Annotated in this window: 20 protein-coding genes; 16 read left to right on the top strand and 4 right to left on the bottom strand. The window is 71.4% G+C overall.

The window, feature by feature from the left end; genetic code table 11:
• The first annotated feature begins 1 nt into the window (after position 1).
• From pafA to ACIPFH_RS30965, 11 genes are all read left to right on the top strand, one after another.
• The gene (gene pafA, locus ACIPFH_RS31015; RefSeq protein WP_057607036.1) at positions 2 to 1,363 is read left to right on the top strand and encodes a Pup--protein ligase; all 1,362 of its coding nucleotides are present in this window, start codon (positions 2 to 4) and stop codon (positions 1,361 to 1,363) included.
• A 137-nt stretch (positions 1,364 to 1,500) separates the two neighbouring features.
• A complete protein-coding gene (locus ACIPFH_RS31010; protein WP_401831568.1) occupies positions 1,501 to 2,505 on the top strand; it encodes an FKBP-type peptidyl-prolyl cis-trans isomerase in 1,005 nt (334 codons plus the stop codon).
• A gap of 65 nt (positions 2,506 to 2,570) precedes the next feature.
• On the top strand, positions 2,571 to 2,942 hold the full coding sequence (locus ACIPFH_RS31005; protein ID WP_356252764.1) for an FKBP-type peptidyl-prolyl cis-trans isomerase: 372 nt from the start codon (positions 2,571 to 2,573) through the stop codon (positions 2,940 to 2,942).
• A gap of 130 nt (positions 2,943 to 3,072) precedes the next feature.
• Entirely contained in the window at positions 3,073 to 4,050 is a 978-nt protein-coding gene (locus ACIPFH_RS31000) for a WYL domain-containing protein (protein ID WP_356252761.1), read from the top strand.
• Between the two features lie 18 nt (positions 4,051 to 4,068).
• Complete coding sequence (locus ACIPFH_RS30995) at positions 4,069 to 5,142, top strand: helix-turn-helix transcriptional regulator (protein ID WP_401831566.1); 1,074 nt, start codon at positions 4,069 to 4,071, stop codon at positions 5,140 to 5,142.
• On the top strand, positions 5,139 to 5,429 hold the full coding sequence (locus tag ACIPFH_RS30990; RefSeq protein WP_401831563.1) for a hypothetical protein: 291 nt from the start codon (positions 5,139 to 5,141) through the stop codon (positions 5,427 to 5,429). The genes ACIPFH_RS30995 and ACIPFH_RS30990 overlap by 4 nt, the downstream gene beginning before the upstream one ends.
• 20 nt (positions 5,430 to 5,449) lie before the next feature.
• Complete coding sequence (locus ACIPFH_RS30985) at positions 5,450 to 5,644, top strand: hypothetical protein (protein WP_356252752.1); 195 nt, start codon at positions 5,450 to 5,452, stop codon at positions 5,642 to 5,644.
• A gap of 283 nt (positions 5,645 to 5,927) precedes the next feature.
• Positions 5,928 to 6,215 (top strand): Sec-independent protein translocase subunit TatA, encoded by a 288-nt coding sequence (gene tatA, locus ACIPFH_RS30980; RefSeq protein ID WP_401831560.1) that lies wholly within the window; start codon positions 5,928 to 5,930, stop codon positions 6,213 to 6,215.
• A gap of 47 nt (positions 6,216 to 6,262) precedes the next feature.
• On the top strand, positions 6,263 to 7,222 hold the full coding sequence (gene tatC, locus ACIPFH_RS30975; protein WP_356252746.1) for a twin-arginine translocase subunit TatC: 960 nt from the start codon (positions 6,263 to 6,265) through the stop codon (positions 7,220 to 7,222).
• Between the two features lie 31 nt (positions 7,223 to 7,253).
• Positions 7,254 to 8,144, top strand: a complete 891-nt coding sequence (locus ACIPFH_RS30970) for a diacylglycerol kinase (RefSeq protein WP_401831558.1) — start codon at positions 7,254 to 7,256, stop codon at positions 8,142 to 8,144.
• 63 nt (positions 8,145 to 8,207) lie between these two features.
• Positions 8,208 to 11,066 (top strand): DEAD/DEAH box helicase, encoded by a 2,859-nt coding sequence (locus tag ACIPFH_RS30965; RefSeq protein WP_401831556.1) that lies wholly within the window; start codon positions 8,208 to 8,210, stop codon positions 11,064 to 11,066.
• 109 nt (positions 11,067 to 11,175) lie between these two features.
• Here ACIPFH_RS30965 and atzF read toward each other — a convergent pair whose 3' ends face one another.
• Genes atzF through ACIPFH_RS30945 form a run of 4 tightly spaced genes read right to left on the bottom strand, consistent with a single transcriptional unit; the run spans position 11,176 to position 17,813 of the window.
• Entirely contained in the window at positions 11,176 to 12,831 is a 1,656-nt protein-coding gene (gene atzF, locus ACIPFH_RS30960; protein WP_401831553.1) for an allophanate hydrolase, read from the bottom strand.
• 28 nt (positions 12,832 to 12,859) lie between these two features.
• The gene (locus ACIPFH_RS30955; protein ID WP_401831552.1) at positions 12,860 to 16,372 is read right to left on the bottom strand and encodes a 5-oxoprolinase/urea amidolyase family protein; all 3,513 of its coding nucleotides are present in this window, start codon (positions 16,370 to 16,372) and stop codon (positions 12,860 to 12,862) included.
• Positions 16,369 to 16,989 carry an urea amidolyase associated protein UAAP2 gene (locus ACIPFH_RS30950; RefSeq protein WP_356261427.1) on the bottom strand — a complete coding sequence of 207 codons (621 nt, stop codon included), beginning with the start codon at positions 16,987 to 16,989 and terminating at the stop codon, positions 16,369 to 16,371. The genes ACIPFH_RS30955 and ACIPFH_RS30950 overlap by 4 nt, the downstream gene beginning before the upstream one ends.
• A complete protein-coding gene (locus ACIPFH_RS30945; protein WP_401831550.1) occupies positions 16,986 to 17,813 on the bottom strand; it encodes an urea amidolyase associated protein UAAP1 in 828 nt (275 codons plus the stop codon). The genes ACIPFH_RS30950 and ACIPFH_RS30945 overlap by 4 nt, the downstream gene beginning before the upstream one ends.
• Before the next feature lie 170 nt (positions 17,814 to 17,983).
• Between ACIPFH_RS30945 and ACIPFH_RS30940 the strand changes: the two genes are divergently transcribed.
• The 5 genes from ACIPFH_RS30940 to ACIPFH_RS30920 all read left to right on the top strand — a co-directional run bounded on the left by ACIPFH_RS30940 (position 17,984) and on the right by ACIPFH_RS30920 (position 21,964).
• Positions 17,984 to 18,610 (top strand): TetR/AcrR family transcriptional regulator, encoded by a 627-nt coding sequence (locus ACIPFH_RS30940; RefSeq protein WP_356261433.1) that lies wholly within the window; start codon positions 17,984 to 17,986, stop codon positions 18,608 to 18,610.
• 301 nt (positions 18,611 to 18,911) lie between these two features.
• Positions 18,912 to 20,540: a sensor histidine kinase gene (locus tag ACIPFH_RS30935; RefSeq protein ID WP_401831547.1), complete on the top strand. Its 1,629-nt coding sequence runs from the start codon at positions 18,912 to 18,914 to the stop codon at positions 20,538 to 20,540.
• The gene (locus ACIPFH_RS30930; protein WP_062646899.1) at positions 20,537 to 20,944 is read left to right on the top strand and encodes a roadblock/LC7 domain-containing protein; all 408 of its coding nucleotides are present in this window, start codon (positions 20,537 to 20,539) and stop codon (positions 20,942 to 20,944) included. Before ACIPFH_RS30935 ends, ACIPFH_RS30930 begins: the two co-directional genes overlap by 4 nt.
• Entirely contained in the window at positions 20,941 to 21,363 is a 423-nt protein-coding gene (locus tag ACIPFH_RS30925) for a DUF742 domain-containing protein (RefSeq protein ID WP_356261440.1), read from the top strand. Before ACIPFH_RS30930 ends, ACIPFH_RS30925 begins: the two co-directional genes overlap by 4 nt.
• A complete protein-coding gene (locus tag ACIPFH_RS30920; RefSeq protein WP_020128348.1) occupies positions 21,344 to 21,964 on the top strand; it encodes an ATP/GTP-binding protein in 621 nt (206 codons plus the stop codon). Before ACIPFH_RS30925 ends, ACIPFH_RS30920 begins: the two co-directional genes overlap by 20 nt.
• The last annotated feature ends 29 nt before the right edge of the window (positions 21,965 to 21,993 follow it).

Raw genomic sequence — 21,993 nt, 5'->3', positions numbered from 1 at the left:
CATGGACCGCCGCATTTTCGGGCTGGAGAACGAGTACGGCGTCACATGTACGTTCAGGGGACAGCGTCGGCTGTCTCCCGACGAGGTGGCGCGGTACCTCTTCCGCCGTGTCGTGTCATGGGGCCGAAGCAGCAATGTCTTTCTGCGAAACGGCGCCCGCCTCTATCTCGACGTGGGATCGCATCCGGAATACGCGACACCGGAATGTGACAACGTGACCGAGTTGGTCACCCACGACAAGGCCGGCGAGCGCATTCTCGAAGGACTCCTGGTGGACGCGGAACGACGCCTGCACGAGGAAGGAATCGCGGGCGACGTCTACCTCTTCAAGAACAACACGGACTCGGCGGGCAACTCCTACGGTTGCCACGAGAACTACCTGGTGGCCCGGCACGGGGAGTTCTCCCGGCTCGCGGACATCCTGATCCCGTTCCTGGTGACCCGGCAGCTGCTCTGCGGCGCGGGCAAGGTGCTCCAGACGCCCCGTGGGGCGGTCTACTGCGTCAGCCAGCGGGCCGAGCACATCTGGGAGGGCGTCTCTTCCGCGACGACCCGCTCGCGGCCCATCATCAACACGCGCGACGAGCCGCACGCGGACGCCGAGCGTTACCGCCGTCTGCATGTCATCGTCGGCGACTCGAACATGTCCGAGACGACCATGCTGCTGAAGGTCGGCGCGACCGACCTGGTGCTGCGCATGATCGAGGCGGGCACGGTGATGCGGGACCTGACGCTGGAGAACCCGATCCGGGCGATCCGCGAGGTCAGCCACGACATCACGGGCCGGCGCAAGGTGCGTCTGGCCAGCGGCCGTGAGGCCTCCGCGCTGGAGGTGCAGCGGGAGTACTACGAGAAGGCCGTGGACTTCGTCGAGCGCCGGGGTGTCCGGACCGGCACCGTCGACCAGGTCCTGGAGCTGTGGGGCCGCACGCTGGACGCGATCGAGGCCGAGGACCTCGACCGGATCGGCACCGAGATCGACTGGGTGATGAAGTACAAGCTCATCGAGCGGTACCGGGCCAAGCACAACATGACGATGTCCCACCCGCGGGTCGCGCAGATAGACCTCGCGTACCACGACATCCACCGTCGGCGTGGCCTGTACTACCTGCTGGAGCGCAAGGGCCAAGCGGCGCGGATCTGCAACGACTTGAAGATCTTCGAGGGCAAGTCGGTGCCGCCGCAGACGACTCGGGCGCGGCTGCGCGGCGACTTCATCCGCCGTGCGCAGGAGCAGCGCCGGGACTTCACGGTGGACTGGGTGCACCTGAAGCTCAACGACCAGGCACAGCGCACCGTGTTGTGCAAGGACCCGTTCCGGTCGGTCGACGACCGGGTGGAGAAGCTGATCGCAGGCATGTGAGCGAGGCGTTCCGCGCGTGCCCCGCGCGCGGTACGGAACGCAACACGGGCACCGTACGTTTCCCGTACGGTGCCCGTCTCACGTCGTAGAGTTGCGCGCACGCCATCAGAAGATCGACCGATTACGAGGCTTTCATCGTGCGCCGACGCTCACTCATCCTTGCCGCCGTACCCGCGGGACTGGTCACTCTCTCCGCGTGCGGCGACGACAAGTCCGACACGAGCAAGGCGAGCGACGGAGCGTCGCCCTCCGCGGGGGCCTCGTCCGCGGCTCCTCCACCGAAGATCGTCGACGGTCCGCTCCCGGCCATCACGGCGGGGGTGAAGTTCAATGAGAAGCCGACGATCGCCAAGGGCAGTGGTGAGCCCTCGGACCAGCTGGCGGTGAAGACGGTGATCGCGGGCAGCGGAAGGACCGTCGCCGAGAGCGACTACATCCAGTCCAACTGTCTGGGCCAGATCTGGGACAGCGGGAAGGTGCTCCTCGACACCTACGAGACCAAGAAGACGCTGTTCACCCAGCTCGCACAGGGCGCCACCATCGATGGCTGGCGCTATGCGCTGACGGGTAAGAAGGTCGGCAGCCGGGTGCTGTTCTCCGTGCCGCCGACCTGGGGTTTCGGCAAGGACGGGGACGCGGAGACGGGCATCAAGGGCACCGACACGCTGGTGTTCGTCTTCGACATCCAGGACACGTTCAACGCGAAGAGTTCGGCCAAGGGCAAGGATGCCGCGCAGGACGACGCCGCTGTGCCGAAGGTCGGCACGAACACCGACGGCAAGGCGCCCTCGATCGAGATCCCCAAGACGAAGGCGCCGACCAAGCTGGTGTCGGACTACGTGATCGAGGGCGACGGCGCCGCGCTCGCGGCGGACGACACCGTGTTGGTGCAGTACAAGGGCGTCATCTGGGACACGGGCAAGGAGTTCGACTCGACGTACAACCGCGGCGCGCTGACGTCGTTCTCGCTCCAGCAGGTGGTGAAGGGCTGGGCGCAGGGTCTGACCGGCAAGAAGGTGGGCAGCCGGGTCGTCATCGTCGTTCCGCCGTCGCTGGGTTACGGCGACAGCCCGCCGAGCGGCAGTGGTATCGAGAAGGACTCCACGATGGTCTTCTCGGTGGACATCCTGGCAAAGGCGTGAGGCCGTCCAAGGTGTAAGACTGTCCGTGTTGTTGCCTTTCCGTGAGACATGCAGGAGCCAGTGACGTGAGCATTGACAAGCCCGAGATCGACTTCCCCGAGGGCGAGCCCCCGGCAGACCTCGAGATCAAGGACATCTGGGAGGGCGACGGCGAGGTTGCGCAGGCCGGTCACACCGTCAGCGTCCACTACGTCGGTGTCGCCTTCAGCACCGGTGAGGAGTTCGACGCCAGCTGGAACCGCGGGACGCCGTTCCGCTTCCCGCTCGGCGGCGGACGGGTCATCAAGGGCTGGGACCAGGGCGTGCAGGGCATGAAGGTCGGCGGCCGTCGCCAGCTGACCATCCCGGCCCACCTCGCCTACGGCAACCAGAGCCCGACCCCGGCGATCAAGCCCGGCGAGACGCTGATCTTCGTGGTGGACCTGCTCGGGGTCTGACCGTCGTACGACCAGTGTTGATCATCTGGGGTCCATGCCTGCCCGGGCATGGGCCCTCGGCTTTTGTCCGGGGACCACGGAGCGGTACGGTCGTCGATCGTAAGCACCATAGGGGAGGCGAAGGGCGTCGATGGCCATTGCCAAGGCCGAGCGACTGATGAACCTGGCGCTGTGTCTGCTCGGGACGCGGCGGCCGCTCAGCAAGCGCGAGCTGCGCGACTCCATCGAGGCGTACGTCGAGACCTTCCGTTCCGGGAGCGGGGCGGCGGCCTCGGACGACTCCTTCAACCGGATGTTCGAGCGGGACAAGGACGACCTGCGGGAGCTCGGCCTGGTCATCGAGACCGTGGAGAGCCTGGACGGCGAGATCGGCTACCTGGCCCGCCGGGACAGCAACCGGCTGCCGCCCATCACCCTCGACGCCGAGGAGGCCGCGGCGCTGGGCCTGGCCGCCAAGGTGTGGCAGCAGGCGCGGCTGGCGGGCGCCGCGAGCGGCGCCCTGCAGAAGCTGCGCGCGGCGGGCATCCCCGAGGACGTCGACCCGTACGAGGCACACGGCGCCCTGGAGCCCCGGATCCCGGTGCACGAGGCCGCGTTCGAGCCGCTGATGCTGGCCTGCCGCGACCGCCGGCCCGTCATGTTCGACTACCGCAAGGCCACCGCCGCGCACCCGGAGCCCCGGCATGTCGAGCCGTGGGCGCTGGAGTGCTGGCGGGGCCACTGGTACCTGGCCGGCTTCGACCGCGACCGGGGCGCCGAGCGGGTCTTCCGGCTGTCGCGGATCACCGGCAGGGTGCGCTCGCGCGGGGCGAGCTTCACCGTGCCGGTTCCCGATGTCGTCACCGTCCGTGAGACCGTCGCCAGCTGGGCGGGGGAGACCGCTGACCGCAGCGCGCTGATCAGGCTGCGGACGGATGCCGGGTACCCCTTGCGGTCGAAGGCCACCGCGGTGCGGGAACTCGGGGACGGATGGGACGAGTTGGAGATTCCGTACGGGCACGGACTGGACGCCTGGCTGGTGGAGTTCGGACCGGACGTGGTGGTCCTCGACCCCGCCGAGCTGCGCGCGGACGTCGTGGACCGGCTACGCGCCGTGGCCAAGGGCTGAGGGGGAGCGAGCAACAAAGTGGCAGGCAAACCGGTCAGGCCGACGAACGCCATCGACCAGACGCGGCGGATGCTCTCCCTGGTGACGTATCTCAGGGAGCGCCCCGGCGCGCGGATCGAGGACGTGGCGCGCGCCTTCGGCATCACCGAGGACGAACTGGTCTCGGACCTCGACGTGCTGCCCATGTGCGGCACCAGCTTCCGTGGTGGCGATCTCCTCGACATCGACACGGACGGGGAGCGCATCTGGTGGCACAACCCGGCCGCGCTCGGCGCGGAGGCCGCCGAGCCGCTGAGGCTGGCCGCCGACGAGGCGACCGCGCTGCTGGTCGCGGCCCGGGCGGTGTCCACGCTGCCCGGCCTGCGCGAGGGCGACCGGCAGGCGCTGCTGCGGGCGACGGCCAAGGTGGAGGCCGCGGCGGGTGAGGCGGCGGGCGCGAGCGCGCGGCTGTCGGTGACGTTCGAGTCGGAGGGCGGGGTCTTCGCCGACGTCGACCGGGCGATCTCCGAGCGGCGCCGGCTGTGGATCCGCTACTACTCGCCCGCTCGCGACGAGGTCACCGAGCGCGAGATCGACCCCATCCGGCTGGTGAGCGTCGGGCACACGTACGTGGAGGCCTGGTGCCGCCGCTCGGAGGCGCGCCGTACGTTCCGGCTGGACCGGGTCGCCGAGATCAGGATCCTCGACGAGCCGTCCGCACCGCCCGAGATCGAGCTGCGGGACCTGTCGGAGGGGCTGGTGCAGCCGGCCGCCGAGGACCCGGAGGTCGTCGTCGAGGTCGGCCCGGGAGGCCGCTGGGTCGCCGAGTACTACCCGCACGACAGCGCGGATGAGCTTCCCGACGGCGGACTGCGTATCACTCTGCGCACGCCCGAACCCGCCTCGCTCAGGCGGCTGGCGCTGAGGCTCGGACGCGACGGCCGGATCGTCTCGCCACCGGAGCTCGCCGACAGCGCGCGCCTGGCCGCCCGAGAGGCGCTGGCCGCGTACGACGGGATCGAGGCGGTGGCCGACGGGCCGCACGCGGTTCACGGCGAGCGGCCGGGACAGCGGGGCGAGGGTCGGTTCGACGGGCGGGAGCAGGGGCTTTGAGCGAGTCGACGGCGGCGGGTGTGCGGGGCGTCTCGGTGGCTTCCGCGTTCGCGGGCATGCGGAGCGTGGGCCCGGTGCGGTTCAGGGCCGGCTGCCCCGACTGCAGGGGCGCCTTCGAGCTGGCCGCGAGTGCCCTGCGCCTGGCGATCGGCGCGTCCAGCCGGACCACCTTCTACTCCTTCACCTGCCCCGGCTGCGGTGCGGCCGTGCGCAAGCCGGCCGGCGAGCGGGTCGTCGAACTGCTCACCGGCGGCGGGGTCAGGACCCTGCGGCTGCACACCCCCTAGGACGGTCTAGGCTCACCCCCATGTTCTGGCCGATGTTCGCGGTTGCCATGGGTTTTGCGGGTCTCGCCGTTCTCGCGGTGTTCGCCGTACGGGTCTTCACCGAGGCGCGGCGTCTGGGACGGCAGGTCACGGAGTCCGCGCGCCGGATCGACCGGGCCGCCCAGGATCTGGAACGGGCGGCAGCGAGCGCGGCCCGGGCCGTGGACACCCTGTGACGGCCGCTGTGGCGCTCCCCGGGCAGCGCTGTGGGCGTGCTGTGAGTCCTGCGGCGAATGCGTTTTGGGCCACTTCGCCCTCCCGCCGCGGTGGGAGGGGCAGGTACGCTGCTGGTCGCGGCTCGGATAACGAGGCCCGGACCGCTGACCGGGAGTACGCACGGGGATTGCCTCACGTTTACCCCTGAGCGTTACGATCGCTGTCAACACGATCGTTCGGACAGTTGTCCGACCGGTCGGACGGCATCCCGCCCCCGCAGCCTCGGTGAGAAGGTAAAGACTTATGTTCGGAAGGCTCGGCGCCCCCGAGATCATTCTCATCCTCGTCGTCGTCATCCTGCTGTTCGGCGCCAAGAAGCTTCCCGACATGGCGCGCTCGCTCGGCAAGTCCGCTCGCATCCTCAAGAGCGAGGCCAAGGCGATGAAGGAAGACGGCGGCAGCACCACCGCCCCGGCCGGCCCGCCGAACGACGGCGAGCAGTCCCCGGCTCAGCGCACCATCCAGGCCGCCCCCGGCGACGTGACCAGTTCCCGTCCGGTCACCGAGCCGACGGACACGACCAAGCGCTGACGCAGGGCCGGTGACCTCCGGCCCGCCGCACGAGATGGGAACGTGGGTTGCTGAAGCCTGCCCGCAAACAGGAGAAGGACCCCGAGGGGCGGATGCCCCTCGCGGATCACCTTCGTGAGCTCCGCAACCGGCTCGCGAAGGCGATGCTGGCCATCGTCGTCGTGACGGTCGTAGCCGCCTTCTTCTACAACGACATCATCAACTTCCTCACCAAGCCGATCCTCGACTCGGTCGGCTGCGGGAAGACTTTCGAAGAGATCGCGGGCCAGCTCAACTCCGGCGACTCGACCAACAAGTGCGCGAGCATCACGATCAACGGCCTGCTCGCGCCCTTCACGCTGGCCCTCCAGGTCTCCCTGATGGCCGGCGTCGTCTTCGCCTCGCCGGTCTGGCTCTACCAGCTGTGGGCCTTCATCGCCCCCGGTCTGCACAATCACGAGCGCAAGTACGCCTACGCGTTCGTCGGCATGGGCGCCCCGCTCTTCCTGGGCGGCGGCTACTTCGCCTACCGGGTGCTGCCGACCACCGCGAAGGTGCTGATCGACTTCACCCCGGGCGGGGTCAGCAACCTGCTGCCGCTGGACGACCTGCTCCAGCTCGTCACGCGCATGGTCGTGGTCTTCGGCCTCTCCTTCGAGCTGCCGCTGCTGCTGGTCTTCCTCAACCTGACCGGGATGGTCACCGGCAAGCGCATGCTCGGCTGGTGGCGAGCCATGATCATCGGCATCACGGTGTTCGCCGCCGTCGCCACGCCCAGCACCGACCCCATCTCGATGCTGGCCCTCGCCGGACCGATCTGGATCCTGTACTTCGGCGCGACCGCCTTCTCCCTGCTGAACGACCGCCGCAGGCGCCGTCGCGACGCCCTGGGCCCCGCCGACGACGAGGCCTCCGAGCTGGACCTCAGCCCCGAGGACATCGGCGAGGTCGAGTCGGTGACCGCCAGCCGAGCGCTGCCGGAGCAGGCGAGCACCGAACGCGTCAACGGTTATGACGACGTGACCTGAGAGGCGTCGCAGAGCTCTTAAGGTCATCCCCGTGACCAGCGAGATCACCCTCTTCGTCAACCCCGCGGCGGGCCGCGGCCGGGGCGCTCACGCAGCGCGGCCGGCCGCTTCCGCGTTGCGGGCGGCCGGCTACACGGTGCACACGGTCCTCGGCGTGAACGCCGAGGACGCCCTCGCCCGCGCGCGCGGCGCCGTCGCCGACGGCACCGGCGCCCTGATCGCCGTGGGCGGCGACGGACTGGCCCACCTCGCGCTCCAGGCCGTCGCCGGCACCCGCACCCCGCTCGGCCTCGTCGCCGCCGGTACCGGCAACGACTTCGCCCGCGCGCTCGGCCTGCCCGTCCGCGATCCGGCCGGCGCGGCGCGGCTGGTCGCCGACGCCCTCAAGGGCGCCCGGATCCGCGACATCGACCTCGGCCGGGTGGGCGACCGCTGGTTCGGCACGGTCCTCGCCTCCGGCTTCGACTCCCGCGTCAACGACCGCGGCAACCGCATGCGATGGCCCACCGGACGCGTCAGGTACGACCTGGCGATGCTCGCCGAACTGGCCGCGTTCCGTCCGTTCCCGTACCGGATCACGCTCGACGACGGAGCCGTCCGGGAGGTCGAGGCCACCCTCGTCGCCGTCGGCAACGGGTCCTCCTACGGGGGCGGCATGCGGATCTGCCCCGGCGCCGACCTCGCCGACGGACGGTTCGACGTCACGGTCGTCGGGGACTGCCGCCGCACGACGCTGCTGCGGGTGTTCCCGAAGGTGTACCGGGGGACGCACATCGACCATCCGAAGGTCACCTTGCTCAGGGCGGCGAAGGTCGAGATCGCCGCCGAGGGCGTCTCGGGATACGCGGACGGGGAGCGGCTCGGGACACTGCCGCTCACCGCGCGGTGCGTGCCGGGCGCGGTGCGGGTCATCGGCCCCTGAAACGGGCCGCCCGTGCGCCCGTGAGCTGGGCGTACCGAGGTTTGCCGGCACCGGATCCGGATAATGATCGTCCTGTTGTCAGTGCGGCCCGGTACGCTCGAAAGCACGATGACAGAGGATCTCTCACCGGCCGAGCGGTACGCGGCAGCACGTAAGCGCGCTGTCGAGCAGGCCACCTCGCTCGCGTCCTTCCGCGAGATGTACGACTTCGGTCTCGACCCCTTCCAGATCGAGGCCTGCCAGGCACTCGAGGCGGGCAAGGGCGTCCTGGTGGCCGCCCCCACGGGCTCGGGCAAGACGATCGTGGGCGAGTTCGCCGTCCACCTCGCCCTCCAGCAGGGCAAGAAGTGCTTCTACACGACCCCCATCAAGGCGCTGTCGAACCAGAAGTACTCCGACCTGAGCCGACGCTACGGCAGCGACAAGGTCGGCCTGCTCACCGGCGACAACAGCGTCAACTCGGACGCCCCGGTGGTCGTGATGACCACCGAGGTGCTGCGGAACATGCTGTACGCCGGCTCCCAGACCCTCCTCGGCCTCGGGTACGTGGTGATGGACGAGGTGCACTACCTCTCCGACCGCTTCCGCGGCGCCGTGTGGGAGGAGGTGATCATCCACCTCCCCGAGTCGGTCACCCTGGTCTCGCTGTCGGCGACCGTGTCCAACGCCGAGGAGTTCGGCGACTGGCTCGACACCGTGCGCGGCGACACCGAGGTGATCGTCTCCGAGCACCGGCCCGTGCCGCTGTTCCAGCACGTGCTCGCCGGGCGGCGGATGTACGACCTGTTCGAGGAGGGCGAGGGTCAGCGCAGGGCCGTCAACCCCGACCTCGCGCGGCTGGCCCGCATGGAGGCGAGCAGGCCCTCCTACCAGGACCGCAGACGTGGCCGCAACGTGCGCGACGCCGACCGTGAGCGGGAGCGCAGGCAGCGGTCGCGGGTGTGGACGCCGGGGCGGCCCGAGGTCATCGAGCGACTCGACGCGGCGGGGCTGCTGCCCGCCATCACGTTCATCTTCAGCCGTGCCGCCTGCGAGGCCGCCGTCCAGCAGTGCCTGTACGCCGGGCTGCGGCTGAACGACGAGGACGCGCGCGCCGAGGTCCGCGCCCTGGTCGAGGAGCGCACCGCCGCCATTCCCCACGAGGACCTGCACGTCCTCGGCTACTACGAGTGGCTCGAGGGCCTGGAGCGCGGCATCGCCGCCCACCACGCGGGCATGCTGCCGACCTTCAAGGAGGTCGTCGAGGAGCTGTTCGTGCGCGGCCTGGTCAAGGCCGTCTTCGCCACCGAGACGCTCGCCCTCGGCATCAACATGCCCGCCCGCTCGGTGGTGCTGGAGAAGCTCGTCAAGTGGAACGGCGAGCAGCACGCCGACATCACACCCGGCGAGTACACACAGCTCACCGGGCGCGCCGGTCGACGGGGCATCGACGTCGAGGGGCACGCCGTCGTGCTGTGGCAGCGCGCGATGAGCCCCGAGCACCTGGCCGGGCTCGCGGGCACCCGCACCTACCCGCTGCGCTCCAGTTTCAAGCCGTCGTACAACATGGCGGTCAACCTGGTCGAGCAGTTCGGGCGGCACCGCTCGCGCGAGCTGCTGGAGACGTCGTTCGCGCAGTTCCAGGCCGACCGGTCGGTGGTCGGGATCTCCCGGCAGGTGCAGCGCAACGAGGAGGGGCTCGAGGGCTACAAGGCCTCCATGACCTGCCACCTCGGCGACTTCGACGAGTACGCGCGGCTGCGCCGCGACCTCAAGGACCGTGAGACCGAACTGGCCAAGCAGGGCGCGAGCCAGCGGCGCGTCGAGGCCGCCGTGGCGCTGGAGAAGCTCAAGCCGGGCGACGTCATCCACGTGCCCACCGGCAAGTACGCCGGCCTGGCGCTGGTGCTCGATCCGGGCCTGCCCGCCGGCCGGGCCAACGGGCACCGGGGCTTCGAGCAGCACGACGGGCCGCGTCCGCTGGTCCTCACCGCCGAGCGGCAGGTCAAGCGGCTGGCCTCGATGGACTTCCCGGTGCCGGTCGAGGCGCTGGACCGGATGCGGATCCCGAAGACCTTCAACCCGCGCTCGCCGCAGTCCCGTCGCGACCTCGCCTCCGCGCTGCGCACCAAGGCCGGGCACATCCCGCCGGAGCGGGCCCGCAAGCAGCGATCACAGGCCGCCGACGACCGGGAGATCGCCCGGCTGCGCACCGCGATCCGCGCGCACCCCTGCCACGGCTGCTCCGACCGGGAGGACCACGCCCGCTGGGCTGAGCGCTACCACCGGCTGCTGCGGGACACCTCGCAGCTGGAGCGCCGTATCGAGGGACGCACCAACACCATCGCCCGCACCTTCGACCGGATCGTGGCGCTGCTGACCGAGCTCGACTATCTGCGGGGCAACGAGGTCACCGAGCACGGCAAGCGGCTCGCCCGGCTCTACGGCGAGCTCGACCTGCTCGCCAGCGAATGCCTGCGCGCGGGTGTGTGGGAAGGGCTGGCCCCGGCCGAACTGGCCGCCTGTGTCTCGGCGTTGGTCTACGAGTCGCGGGCGGGGGACGACGCCATGGCGCCGAAGCTGCCCTCGGGCAAGGCGAAGGCCGCGCTCGGCGAGACGGTGCGCATCTGGGGCCGGCTGGACGCCCTGGAGGAGGACTTCCGGATCAGCCAGACCGAGGGCGTGGGGCAGCGCGAACCCGATCTCGGATTCGCGTGGTCGGCCTATATGTGGGCCTCGGGCAAGGGCCTCGACGAGGTGCTGCGCGAGGCGGAGATGCCCGCCGGCGACTTCGTGCGCTGGTGCAAGCAGGTCATCGACGTGCTGGGGCAGATCGCGGCGGCGGCACCCGCGCCCAGCAGTGGCTCGACGGTGGCGAAGAACGCCCGCAAGGCGGTCGACGAACTGCTGCGGGGGGTTGTCGCCTACTCGTCGGTGGGGTGATGCCGTCGGGCGGGCGCGGGTTGTGCGTGGCTAGTCCCGCCCGCCCGCCCGCCCGCTCGCGCGGTGGGGCCGCGTGTCACCGCGGCCCCGCGCCCCTGGTCAGCTCAGCTCAGCCCTGGTCGAGATAGGCCCGCCAGCCCCCGTACGCCGTGATGTCCGCCGCGTCGCCGAGGGCGCCCGGTTCGCACAGGAAGCCAGGGACCTGGGTGCCGTCGGCGAGTTCGACGCTGCCCAGGACCATCGGGCGGGGGAGCGCGGCGAGCAGGTTGCCGAGGCCCTCCGCCGGGAGGCGCCAGACCTCCACCTCGATCGCGGCGCCGCCCCCGCCCACGTGAACGAGCCCCGGTTTGGGCGGTGTCGTGCGCAGGGCGTGCAGGCGGTAGACCGGGGACGTCCTGGTGGTACGGTCCAGCACCGCGCCCAGGGACAGCAGTTGGGGATTGAGGGGCTGGCCGGTCAGGTGGGCGCCGGCCACCGCCACGGACACCTCGGGTCGCAGCAGGCTCGCGATCCTCGCCAGCCGTTCGTCCGTGAAGGCCGGGCCGACCAGCATCACGCCGAAGGGCAGGCCGTTCACCTCGCCGGCCGGGACGGCCGCCGCCGCCAGGTCGAAGAGGTTGGTGGAGTTGGTGAAGCGGCCCAGACGGGCGTTGGCGCCCAGCGGGTCGGCGGCGACCTCGGCGAGGGTGGGGTGGCCGGGGGTGGTGGGCAGCAACAAGGCGTCCGAGTCGGCCAGTTCGGCCAGGGCGCGGCTGCGCAGGACCGCCAGGCGTTCGGTGTCCGTGTAGAGCCGGTGGGCCGGGATGTCCCGGGCCCGGGTGATGATGCCCGCGACCGTCGGGTCCAGGCCCTCGCCGCCCTCCGCGATCAACTTGTCGACAAAGGTGCCCACGGCGGTGTAGCGCTCGGCGACGAACGCACCCTCGTAGAGCATGGCGGCGGCTTCGGTGAAGGGCGTGAGGTCGATGCCACGGATCTCGGCCCCGGCCGCCTCGACCTGCCGCACCGCCGCCTCGTACGCCTCCGCCCAGCCCTGGTCCAGCTCGCCCAGCTGGTCGAGGGGCGGGACGGCGACGCGCCAGGGGCCGGGGCTCCGGACGGGCAGCGCGGGAAGAGCGCGGCCGGCCGGGGACGCCATGTGGGCCAGGGCCTGTTCGGCCTCGGGGAGCGTGCGGGCGAACACCGTCACACAGTCGATCGAGGCGCAGGCCGGGACGACCCCCTCGGTGGGGACCACTCCCCGGGTGGGCTTGAGGCCGACGATGCCGTTGAAGGCGGCCGGAACCCGCCCCGAACCGGCCGTGTCCGTGCCCAGCGCGAGATCGACGATGCCGAGGGCCACCGCGACGGCCGATCCGGAGCTCGAGCCGCCGCTCACCCGTGCCGGGTCGACGGCGCCCCGGACCGCGCCGTGCGGGGAGCGGGTGCCCACCAGGCCGGTCGCGAACTGGTCCAGGTTCGTGGTGCCCAGCACCAGCGCGCCGGCCGCGCGGAGGCGGGCGACGACCGGGGCGTCGTCGGCGGGCCGGTAGGCGTACGCCGGGCAGCCCGCGGTGGTGGGCAGTCCGGCCACGTCGATGTTGCCCTTGACGGCGAGCAGCCGGCCGGCGAGCGGGAGGCGCTCGCCCCGCGCCAGCCGCCCGTCGAGGGTGCGGGCCTCCGCCTCGACGTCCGCGCGCGGCCGCAGGTCGATCCAGATCTCCGGGCGGTCCGTGGCCTCGATGCGGGCGTAGGCGGCGCGGACGCGGGACACAGTCGTGGACATGGGTGCTCCTTGCAGGGTGTCGGCTCGGTCAGCTCGCGGCCGGGGCCAGGACGAGCAGCGCCGTACCCGCCTCGACCTGGTCGCCGGGTCGGGCCAGGACCTGGGCCACCACGCCGTCGACCGGCGCGTGCACCCTGGACTCCATCTTCATCGCCTCCAGGGCGAGCAGCGGCTGCCCCGCGGTCACCTCGTCGCCGAGAGACACGTTCAGCTGCCAGACGGACGCCGCGAACTCGGCCTCGACCAGACGGCCGCCCGGCGGTACCGCCACCTCGGCCGGAGGAGCGGGCGGCGCGGCGGCGGCCGCCGCCCGTGTGAACTCGCCCGCCGCCTCCCAGGCGTCCCGCTCCGCCCCGAACGCGGTCTGCTGGCGGGACCTGAACTCCGCTATGGGGTCGGCGTGTTCGGTGAGGAAGGTCTGATACTCGGCGAGCGAGAAGGTGCCCTCCTCGATGCGCGGCACGAAGCGGCCCGAGATGATGTCGGCCCGCAGGCCGAGGAGTTCGTCCGCGTCCACGGGATACCAGCGGATCCGGTCGAAGAAGCGCAGCAGCCAGGGTGAGCCCGGCTCGAACGCGCCGCGCTGCTGCCAGGGCGACCACACCTGGGTCGTGCGGCCCACGAACTGGTAGCCGCCCGGTCCCTCCATGCCGTAGACGCAGAGGTAGGCTCCGCCGATGCCCACCGAGTTCTCGGCCGTCCAGGTGCGCGCGGGGTTGTACTTCGTCGTCACCAGGCGGTGGCGCGGGTCGAGGGGGGTGGCGACCGGGGCGCCGAGGTACACGTCCCCCAGGCCCAGGACCAGGTACTCCGCCGCGAACACCGTGTCGTAGACCTCGGCCACCGTGTCCAGGCCGTTGACCCGGCGGATGAACTCGATGTTCCAGGGACACCAGGGGGCGTCGTCGCGGACGCCCGCCATGTAGCGGGCGATGGCCTCGCGGGTCGCGGGGTCGTCCCAGGACAGCGGGAGGTGCACGGTGCGGGAGGGGACGACCAGTTCGTCCGTGGGCGGCAGGGCCGCGGTCATCTCCCGCACGATCGCGAGGAGTTCGCGTTGCGGGAGGCGGCCGGGGTCCGTCTGGATCTGGAGGGAGCGGATGCCCGGGGTGAGATCGGTGACGCCCGACAGGTCCGCCTCGGCCACCGCCTCCATCAGCGCGTGGACCCGCATGCGCAGCGCCAGGTCCAGCTGGAGCGGCCCGAACTCGACCAGCAGGTTGTCGTCGCCGCTGCGCCGGTAGGTGACGTCGCCGTCCCGGGCCAGCACGCCCCCGTCGACGATCCCGGGACGCGGCGCGCCCTCCACGTCCACCGGCTCGAAGCGGACCGTGTCGCCCGGGCGCAGCTGGCCCAGCTTCCAGCGCTCGGAGCTGAGGACCGTCGCCGGGCACACGAATCCGCCGAGGGAGGGGCCGTCCGGGCCGAGCAGCACCGGCATGTCGCCCGTGTAGTCGACCGCGCCGACGGAGTAGGGCGTGTCGTGGATGTTGGACGGGTGCAGCCCGGCCTCGCCGCCGTCGGTGCGGGCCCAGCGCGGCTTGGGACCGACCAGGCGCACACCGGTGCGGGCCGAGTTGAAGTGGACCTTCCAGTCGGCGGCGTAGAAGTCGCGGATGTCGCCCTCGGTGAAGAACTCCGGTGCCGCGTGCGGGCCTTCGACCGCGCCGATGTGCCAGACGGGGACGAACTCCGGACGGTCGAGGGCGGGGGCGGCGGCGCCCTCGGCGACCGTCCCGCCGTGCAGGACGTCCCCCGTCCGCAGTGCCCGTCCGCCGTGGCCGCCGAACCGGCCCAGCGTGAACGTGCTCGCACTGCCCAGGAAGGCGGGGACGTCGAGGCCGCCCGCGATCAGGACGTACGTGCGCAGGCCGTGCTCGCTGGGCGCGCCGATCTCCAGCAGGGCCCCGGCCGGCACGGTCACCGGCTCCCACTGCGCCACCGCCGTGCCGTCCACGGCGACCGGTGCGGGCGCGCCCGTCACGCACACCGTCGTGGCGTGTGTGAAGCGCAGGGACGGGCCCTGCAGGGTGCACTCCAGCCCCGGGGTGCCCTCGGGGTTGCCGAGCGCCCGGTTGCCGAGGCGGAAGGAGCGGTCGTCCATCGGCCCGGACGGCGGGACCCCGACCTGCCAGTGGCCGGTACGACCGGGCCAGTCCTGCACGGTGGTGAGAGTGCCGCCGGAGACGACCTCGACGCGGGGGGTCGGGTCGGTGACGGTGGCGAGGGTCGCCGTCGAGTGGGTCGCCGTCACGAAGCGGGAGTCCGCCAGCGCGGCCCGGACCAGCCCGAGGTTCGTCTCGATGCCGTCGACGCGGGTCCGGGCCAGCGCCTCGTCCAGGCGTCGCAGCGCGTGCTCCCGGTCCGGGCCGTACGCGATCACCTTGGCGAGCATCGGGTCGTACGACGTCGTGACCTCGGTGCCCGTCTCCACCCAGCCGTCGACGCGCACCCCGTCGGGGAACTCGACCCGTGTCAACAGGCCCGCGCTCGGCCGGTGTTCGCGGCTCGGGTCCTCCGCGTAGAGACGGGCCTCGACGGCGTGGCCGCGCGGCTGTCCCGGGTCGCGTACGACGTCCCGCTCGCCGCGCGCCAGTCGCAGCATCCAGGCGACGAGGTCGACGCCGTAGGTCTCCTCGGTCACCGGATGCTCCACCTGGAGGCGGGTGTTGACCTCCAGGAAGTAGGCCTCCTCGCGGGCGGCGTCGTAGACGAACTCGACGGTACCGGCGGAGCGGTAGCCGACCGAGGCGCACAGATCACGGGCGTTGAGGGCGAGTCGCTCTCGGACGTGCGCGGGCAGTCCCGGGGCCGGGGCCTCCTCCACCACCTTCTGGTTGCGGCGCTGGAGGGAGCAGTCACGGTCGCCGAAGGTGACGACCCGGCCCGCGCCGTCGCCGAAGACCTGCACCTCGACATGGCGGGCGTGCTCCACGAGCCGTTCGAGGAAGACGCCGGCGGAGGAGAAGGAGGCGGCGGCGACGCGCTGGACGCGCTCCCAGGCGTCGGTCAGTTCGGCGGCCGAGCGGCAGGCCGACATGCCGATCCCGCCGCCTCCGCCGGTGGCCTTGAGCATGACCGGATAGCCGATGAGCCGGGCCCGTTCCAGCGCCTCGGGCAGGTCCGCCAGGAGTCCGGTGCCGGGGGCCAGCGGTACTCCCGCCGCCTCCGCCGCCGCCCGTGCCGTGTGCTTGGCGCCGAACAGCTCCAGTTGCTCGGGAGTCGGACCGACGAAGACGATTCCGGCGTCGGCGCAGCGGCGCGCGAAGTCCGCGTCCTCGGAGAGGAAGCCGTAGCCCGGGTGGATCCCGCCCGCGCCCGTGTCCTTGGCCGCCTTCAGGACCAGGTCGGCGTCGAGGTACGACTCCTTCGCGGGCGCCGGGCCGAGTCGTACGGCTTCGTCGGCGAGCCGGACGTGGGGTGCCTGGCGGTCGGGATCGGAGTACACCGCGACCGTGCGCAGGCCCAGCGCGCGAGCCGTGCGGATGACCCGGACGGCTATCTCGCCCCGGTTGGCGACCAGCAGCTTGTCGAAGGTCATGCCGTGTCCTCGCCGCCGACGGATCCGGTGATCGTCATCTCCACCGCCGTCGGCTCGAAGCCGTTGCAGGGATTGTTGATCTGGGGGCAGTTGGAGACCAGGACGAGGACGTCCCGTTCCGCGCGAAGCGTGAGCGAGAGCCCCGGGGCGGACAGGCCGTCGACGATGCCGAGGGTGCCGTCCTTCTCGACGGGCACGTTCATGTACCAGTTGATGTTGGAGACCAGGTCCCGCTTGCCGAGACCGTGCCGGGCGCCCTCGGCGAGGAAGTTGTCCACGCACGCGTGCTGCGAGAACGTGTGGTGGCCGTAGCGCAGGGTGTTGGACTCCTTGGAACAGGCGCCCCCGACGGTGTCGTGCCGGCCCACGTCGTCGGCGGTCACCGTCATCAGCGGTGTGTGCTCGTTGGACATGAGCACACTGCCCGTGGTGAGGAAGATCCCGCCCTGGGCATGGATCGTGTCCGGCGCGCTGTAGCGCACGGACGTGTCGTGGGCGTCGTAGACGAGGAAGTCGACGGCCTGGTTGCCGTGCAGGTCGGTGATGGTCAGCGTCTCGCCCTCGCGGACGACCGAGGACCAGGCGGCGCGGGCCTCGACCACTGTCTTCGTGCTCATGCGAGCCCCCTCGCGGTGAGGAATTCGGCGGTGTTGAGGAAGGCGCGGCGGCCCTCGGGCGTGGCGTCCCACAACGGATCGCCCGGCCGGGTGGGCGCCGCCCGCCAGGCGAGGACCTCAAGGGGGGTGCTGACGTACCGCGGCCGGTCGTCGGCCGGGTGGGGCACGTTGGCGATCAGCACGGTCACGTCCTGCTCGGCGCGCAGGGTGACGCTCGCGCCCGGGCCGGCCGAGCCGATGAAGTCGAGGGTGCCGTCGCCCCGCACCTCCACACCCTGGAAGAAGGAGAGCGAGGGCGGCAGGTCGCGGGGCTCCAGGCCGTTCTTGGCGGCGGCCAGTTTGAACAGCTCCCGGCCGGCCGGCGAGGGGGACTGCGGGCTGCCCTCGCCGTAGCGCCCGGTGTTGCGGACGAGGGTGGAGGTGCCGCACAGGGCGTCGTGCCGGCCGGAGGTGTCGGCGACGACGGACGCGAGGACGCGGCCCTGGTCGGACAGGAGCAGCACCCCCTCGCCCAGGTAGGCGTTCCACTGAACCTTGACCGTGTCGGCGACGTTCAGCCGCTCCCAGGGCCGGCCGTCCACGTGCAGGAGCAGATGGGCGCAGGCGTCTCCGTGCAGGTCGGTGAGGCGCAGCTCGGTGCCGCGCGCGAGGACCCGGTGGGTGTAGTTGCCGCCCGCGACCGTCTCGGCCCACACCAGGTGGCCCGCCTCGCAGGGCGGGTCCTGCCAGTCCCGGGCCGGGACGACCGGCATCGCCTCGGCCCGGGCGCCCTCCTGCGCCCGGGCGTGGGCGCGTGCTCCGTACGTGGTCGCTGTCGCCGCCATTGCGGACCTCCGCAGCTCGGTTCCGTCGCTGTCGCGGTATTTCTGTCGCCCGACAGAAATTAGGTCCGGGTCGGGTCGCCGCCGTTGCCCTCGGGTTGCGGGCCGGTTACCGACTCCTCACCGGACTGTCGAAAGATCGTCGCCGGGGACCGTGTGCGAGGATCGAACGCATGGGGACGAGCAGCGGACGTCGAGTGGGCCGCCCGCGCGCCGCGCAGCGCCCGGACAGCGGGCTCGCGCCGCGCGCCGAACTGCTCGTGGCAGCGGCGGAGTTGTTCACCACGCAGGGCTACGCCGCCACTACCACCCGGGCCGTCGCCGAACGTGCGGGGATGCGCCAGGCCTCCATGTACCACTACGTCTCCGGCAAGGAGGAGCTGCTCGCCGCGCTGCTGGAGTCGACGGTCACGCCCTCGCTGGCGTACGCCCGTGAGCTGCTCGCGGACGACACCCGGACCGCCGAGGACCGCCTCTGGGAGCTGTGCCGCACCGACGTCGAGCTGCTGTGCGGCGGCTCGCACAACCTCGGCGGCCTCTACCTGCTGCCCGAGGTGCGCACCGAGCGGTTCGCCGGCTTCCATGCCGTGCGCGCCGAACTCAAGGACGCCTACCGCCAGTTGATCGCCGCCACGGCAGTGGGCGGTGCGCTCGCGAAGAGCGGGCTGGATCTGCGCACCGACCTCGTCTTCGGGCTCATCGAGGGCGTCATCCTCGTGCACCGTTCCGATCCCGACCGCTCCGTCTCGGAGTTCGCCCGCGCCACCGCCGACGCGGCACTGCGCATCGCGGGGAACTGAGCACCGCCCGAGGCCACTTGCGGGGACTCGTCGCCCCGTCCGGGTGCTCGTCTCATCCGTCCCGGTGAACTGTTCCGCACACCTGTCCAAGGTTACGCGTTGTGTTCGAGTGAATGCCGAGCGTGCAAATGGGCTGAGGTTACTCCACGTACGGAAGTGGTTTCAGGCGGTTGCCGAATATGACACGGCGATGATCCGGTCGGACTAAGCTCGCCCGCGGCGCACCGAGTTGAGGCGTATTCGTGCGCTTGTTCCCCAAATTTCCCGAAGTTGCCGACAGATCCCTACAGAGGGTGCCCACATGGTGAGTGTTCAGTCCCCACCCGGTCGCCGAGAACTTCCCTACGCGCGCGTGCTGTTGCTGCCGGCCATACTGATGGCCGCGGCGACCGGAGCCGCCGTCGCCCTGGTGGCGACGCAGGCCCGGCTCGCCGTCGGCGTCTGCGGAGCCGTCGCCACCCTTCTGGTGACCGCGGCGGGGGCCGAGTCGGTGCGCCGTGGGCGACGCCTGCGGGAGCTGCGCGCGGAGAAGGACCAGCGGATCACGTACCTGGAACGGCGGGTGGCCGGCCACGCGGAGGAGAACCGCCGCCTCGCCGCGGAGTTCGTGCCCGACGCGGTGGCGTGGCTGCGCGCCGGAAATTCCCCCAGGGAGGTGATGCGCGACCTCAGCGAGGGTGATCCCGACTTCCGCGGACTCGACGACGCGCAGCGCGCCGTGGTCAGGAAGATCCTCGACATCGTCGACCACGAGGAATCCCTGCGCGACTCCGCCCAGCGCTCCTTCGTCAGCATCGCCCGCCGGATGCAGGCCATCGTCCACCAGCAGGCCGCGGAGCTGCGGGAGATGGAGGAGGACCACGGCCGCAACCCCGAGGTCTTCGACGACCTGCTGCGCATCGACCACGGCACCGCGCTGATCGGCCGCCTCGCCGACTCCATCGGCGTGCTCGGCGGCGGCCGGCCCAGCCGCAACTGGCCCCAGCCGGTCCCGCTCTACAGCGTGCTGCGCGGAGCCATGTCCCGGATCCTGGAGTACCGCCGTATCCAGCTGGACTCCATCGCCAAGGTGAACATCCGCGGCCTCTCCGTCGAGCCGCTCATCCACGCGCTCGCCGAGCTCCTCGACAACGCCACCCGCTACTCGCCCCCGCAGAGCAAGGTGCACGTCAACGCCGTCGAGGTGCAGACCGGCATCGCCATCGAGATCGAGGACGCCGGCGTCAGCCTCAGCGAGGAGGCGCGTGCCAAGGCCGAACGCATGCTGGAGCAGGCCAAGGCGGGCGTCGACATCCAGGATGTCGGCGGCACCCCGCGCCTGGGCCTCGCGGTCGTCGGCCGGCTGTGCACGTCGTTCAACCTCCAGGTCTCGATGCGCACCTCGGCCTACGGCGGCGTCCGGGCCGTCCTGATCGTGCCGAGCGAGATGCAGACCTCCGATCCCGCGCCCGGCTTCGCGCACGGCATCGGCGCCACCGCCGTACCGCAGATCGACCTGAGCACGATCGGTGAGGGCCCCAAGCGCCCGCCCAAGAAGCGCCGGCCCACCAACGCGCGCATCCCGGCCGGGATCTCCCTGACCGACGACGAGGTGCCCGAGGTCACCGAGTGGACCGACCAGGGCCTTCCGCAGCGCCGCAGCAAGACCACGATCCCGATCACCCAGCGCTACGCCGAGGCGTACGCCGCTCAGGAGGCCGAGCGTCTGGGCAAGCCCGACCCGTTCGCCCGGCGTCGGCCGGAGCCCGAACCGGAGCCCCAGAAGAAGCGGGAGCCCGGCCTGGCGTTCGAGGCCTTCTGGGAGGGCCTGGTCAAGGCGGCCCCGCCCGGCGTGCACCCCACCGACTTCACCCGCAATCCCACCGCATATCTGCACCTGCTCGAGGACAAGGCCCAGCCCGAGGCCGACGATGAAGGGGACCTCACGTGATCCAGCAGCGCCAAAACTTCGACTGGCTGCTCAAGGAGCTCTACGACGGGGTTCCGGGCATCGAGATGATCGTGGTCCTCTCGGCCGACGGGCTGCGCATCGCCCGCTACGCCGGCGACCCCGACGCCGCCGACCGGGTCGCCGCCGCCTGCGCGGGTCTCCAGAGCCTGGCCGCCGCGGTCGGCCAGGAGATCCACTCCAGCACCGGCGAGATGGACATGGTCGTCATCGATCTGAGCGGCGGCTACTTCTACATGATGTCGGCCGGCGCCAACGCCTACCTCGCCGTCCTCGCCGACGTGCGCTGCGAGGCCAGTCGGATGAGCGGCATGATGCGCGACCTCGTGGTCCGCATCGGCGCCCATCTGACCAGTCCGCCCCGGCGCAACGGGCAGAGCGTATGACGCCTCCGCAACGCCGTCGGCGACAACCGCTGCCGCAGCCGCCCCCACCGGCCCCGCCGCCCCCGAAGGAGGGCCAGGAGGGGAAGGAGGGGGAGGGCAAGAACCCCGAGCGGCTGTACATCATCACGGGCGCGGACGGCGAGCGCGCGCCCGTCGACCTCGTCACGTTGGTCGTGGCGCGTGCCGAACCGCCCTCGTCGGCCACCCCGGAACAGACGGCGGTGCTGCGGATGTGCGCCGCCCCGCTGTCGGTGGCCGAGATCTCGGCCTATCTGAGCCTGCCGTTCAGCGTGGTGACGGTGCTGCTCACCGAGATGCTGGCAGCCGAACTCGTCCAGGCACGCGCCCCCATCGTCCGGCAGCAGCTCCCCGACCGTTCCCTTCTCGAAGCGGTGATGCATGGACTTCAACGGCTCTGACACGATCCCCGGCCCACGGGCCGAGGACCATCTGCCGCACACCACCACGGCCGCGGCGAAGATCGTCATCGTGGGCGGCTTCGGCGTCGGCAAGACCACCATGGTCGGCTCCGTCAGCGAGATCAGGCCGCTGACCACCGAAGAGACCATGACTCAGGCGGGCATCGGAGTCGACGACAACTACGGCTCCGAGACCAAGACCGCCACCACCGTGGCCATGGACTTCGGCCGGATCCGCATCACCGAGCAGGTCGTGCTCTACCTCTTCGGCACGCCCGGCCAGGAGCGCTTCTGGTTCCTGTGGAACGGCCTGTTCGAGGGCGCGCTCGGCGCGGTCGTCCTGGTCGACACCCGCCGCCTCGAGGTCAGCTTCGAGGTCATGGGCCGGCTCGAGGAGGGCGGCGTGCCCTTCGTCGTCGCCGTCAACACCTTCCCCGACGGGCCGCGTTACCCCATCGACGACCTGCGGGCCGCCCTCGATCTGCCGCCCGAGATCCCGATCGTGGAGTGCGACGTCCGGCGCCGCGCCTCCAGCCGTGACGTCCTGATGACCCTCATGCGCTTCCTGCACTCCCTGGCCCTGACCCGCAGCCTCACCTGACCCGCACGGCACCACATTCCCCACCGGAC

It is taken from the genome of Streptomyces sp. NPDC088157 (assembly GCF_044741545.1).
Lineage (GTDB): Bacteria > Actinomycetota > Actinomycetes > Streptomycetales > Streptomycetaceae > Streptomyces.
Note: the sequence above shows the minus strand (reverse complement) of the source record. Positions and strands in the feature narration are given on the sequence as shown.

Bases quoted from the DNA above. Each gene is read 5' to 3' on its own strand.
- tatA (WP_401831560.1), top strand. From the start codon at position 5,928: ATGTTCGGAAGGCTCGGCGCCCCCGAGATCATTCTCATCCTCGTCGTC.
- ACIPFH_RS30920 (WP_020128348.1), top strand. From the start codon at position 21,344: ATGGACTTCAACGGCTCTGACACGATCCCCGGCCCACGGGCCGAGGAC.
- ACIPFH_RS30925 (WP_356261440.1), top strand. From the start codon at position 20,941: ATGACGCCTCCGCAACGCCGTCGGCGACAACCGCTGCCGCAGCCGCCC.
- ACIPFH_RS30945 (WP_401831550.1), bottom strand. From the start codon at position 17,813: ATGGCGGCGACAGCGACCACGTACGGAGCACGCGCCCACGCCCGGGCG.
- ACIPFH_RS30965 (WP_401831556.1), top strand. From the start codon at position 8,208: ATGATCGTCCTGTTGTCAGTGCGGCCCGGTACGCTCGAAAGCACGATG.
- ACIPFH_RS30935 (WP_401831547.1), top strand. From the start codon at position 18,912: ATGGTGAGTGTTCAGTCCCCACCCGGTCGCCGAGAACTTCCCTACGCG.
- atzF (WP_401831553.1), bottom strand. From the start codon at position 12,831: ATGTCCACGACTGTGTCCCGCGTCCGCGCCGCCTACGCCCGCATCGAG.
- pafA (WP_057607036.1), top strand. From the start codon at position 2: ATGGACCGCCGCATTTTCGGGCTGGAGAACGAGTACGGCGTCACATGT.
- ACIPFH_RS30950 (WP_356261427.1), bottom strand. From the start codon at position 16,989: ATGAGCACGAAGACAGTGGTCGAGGCCCGCGCCGCCTGGTCCTCGGTC.
- ACIPFH_RS30955 (WP_401831552.1), bottom strand. From the start codon at position 16,372: ATGACCTTCGACAAGCTGCTGGTCGCCAACCGGGGCGAGATAGCCGTC.
- ACIPFH_RS30940 (WP_356261433.1), top strand. From the start codon at position 17,984: ATGGGGACGAGCAGCGGACGTCGAGTGGGCCGCCCGCGCGCCGCGCAG.
- ACIPFH_RS31000 (WP_356252761.1), top strand. From the start codon at position 3,073: ATGGCCATTGCCAAGGCCGAGCGACTGATGAACCTGGCGCTGTGTCTG.
- ACIPFH_RS30985 (WP_356252752.1), top strand. From the start codon at position 5,450: ATGTTCTGGCCGATGTTCGCGGTTGCCATGGGTTTTGCGGGTCTCGCC.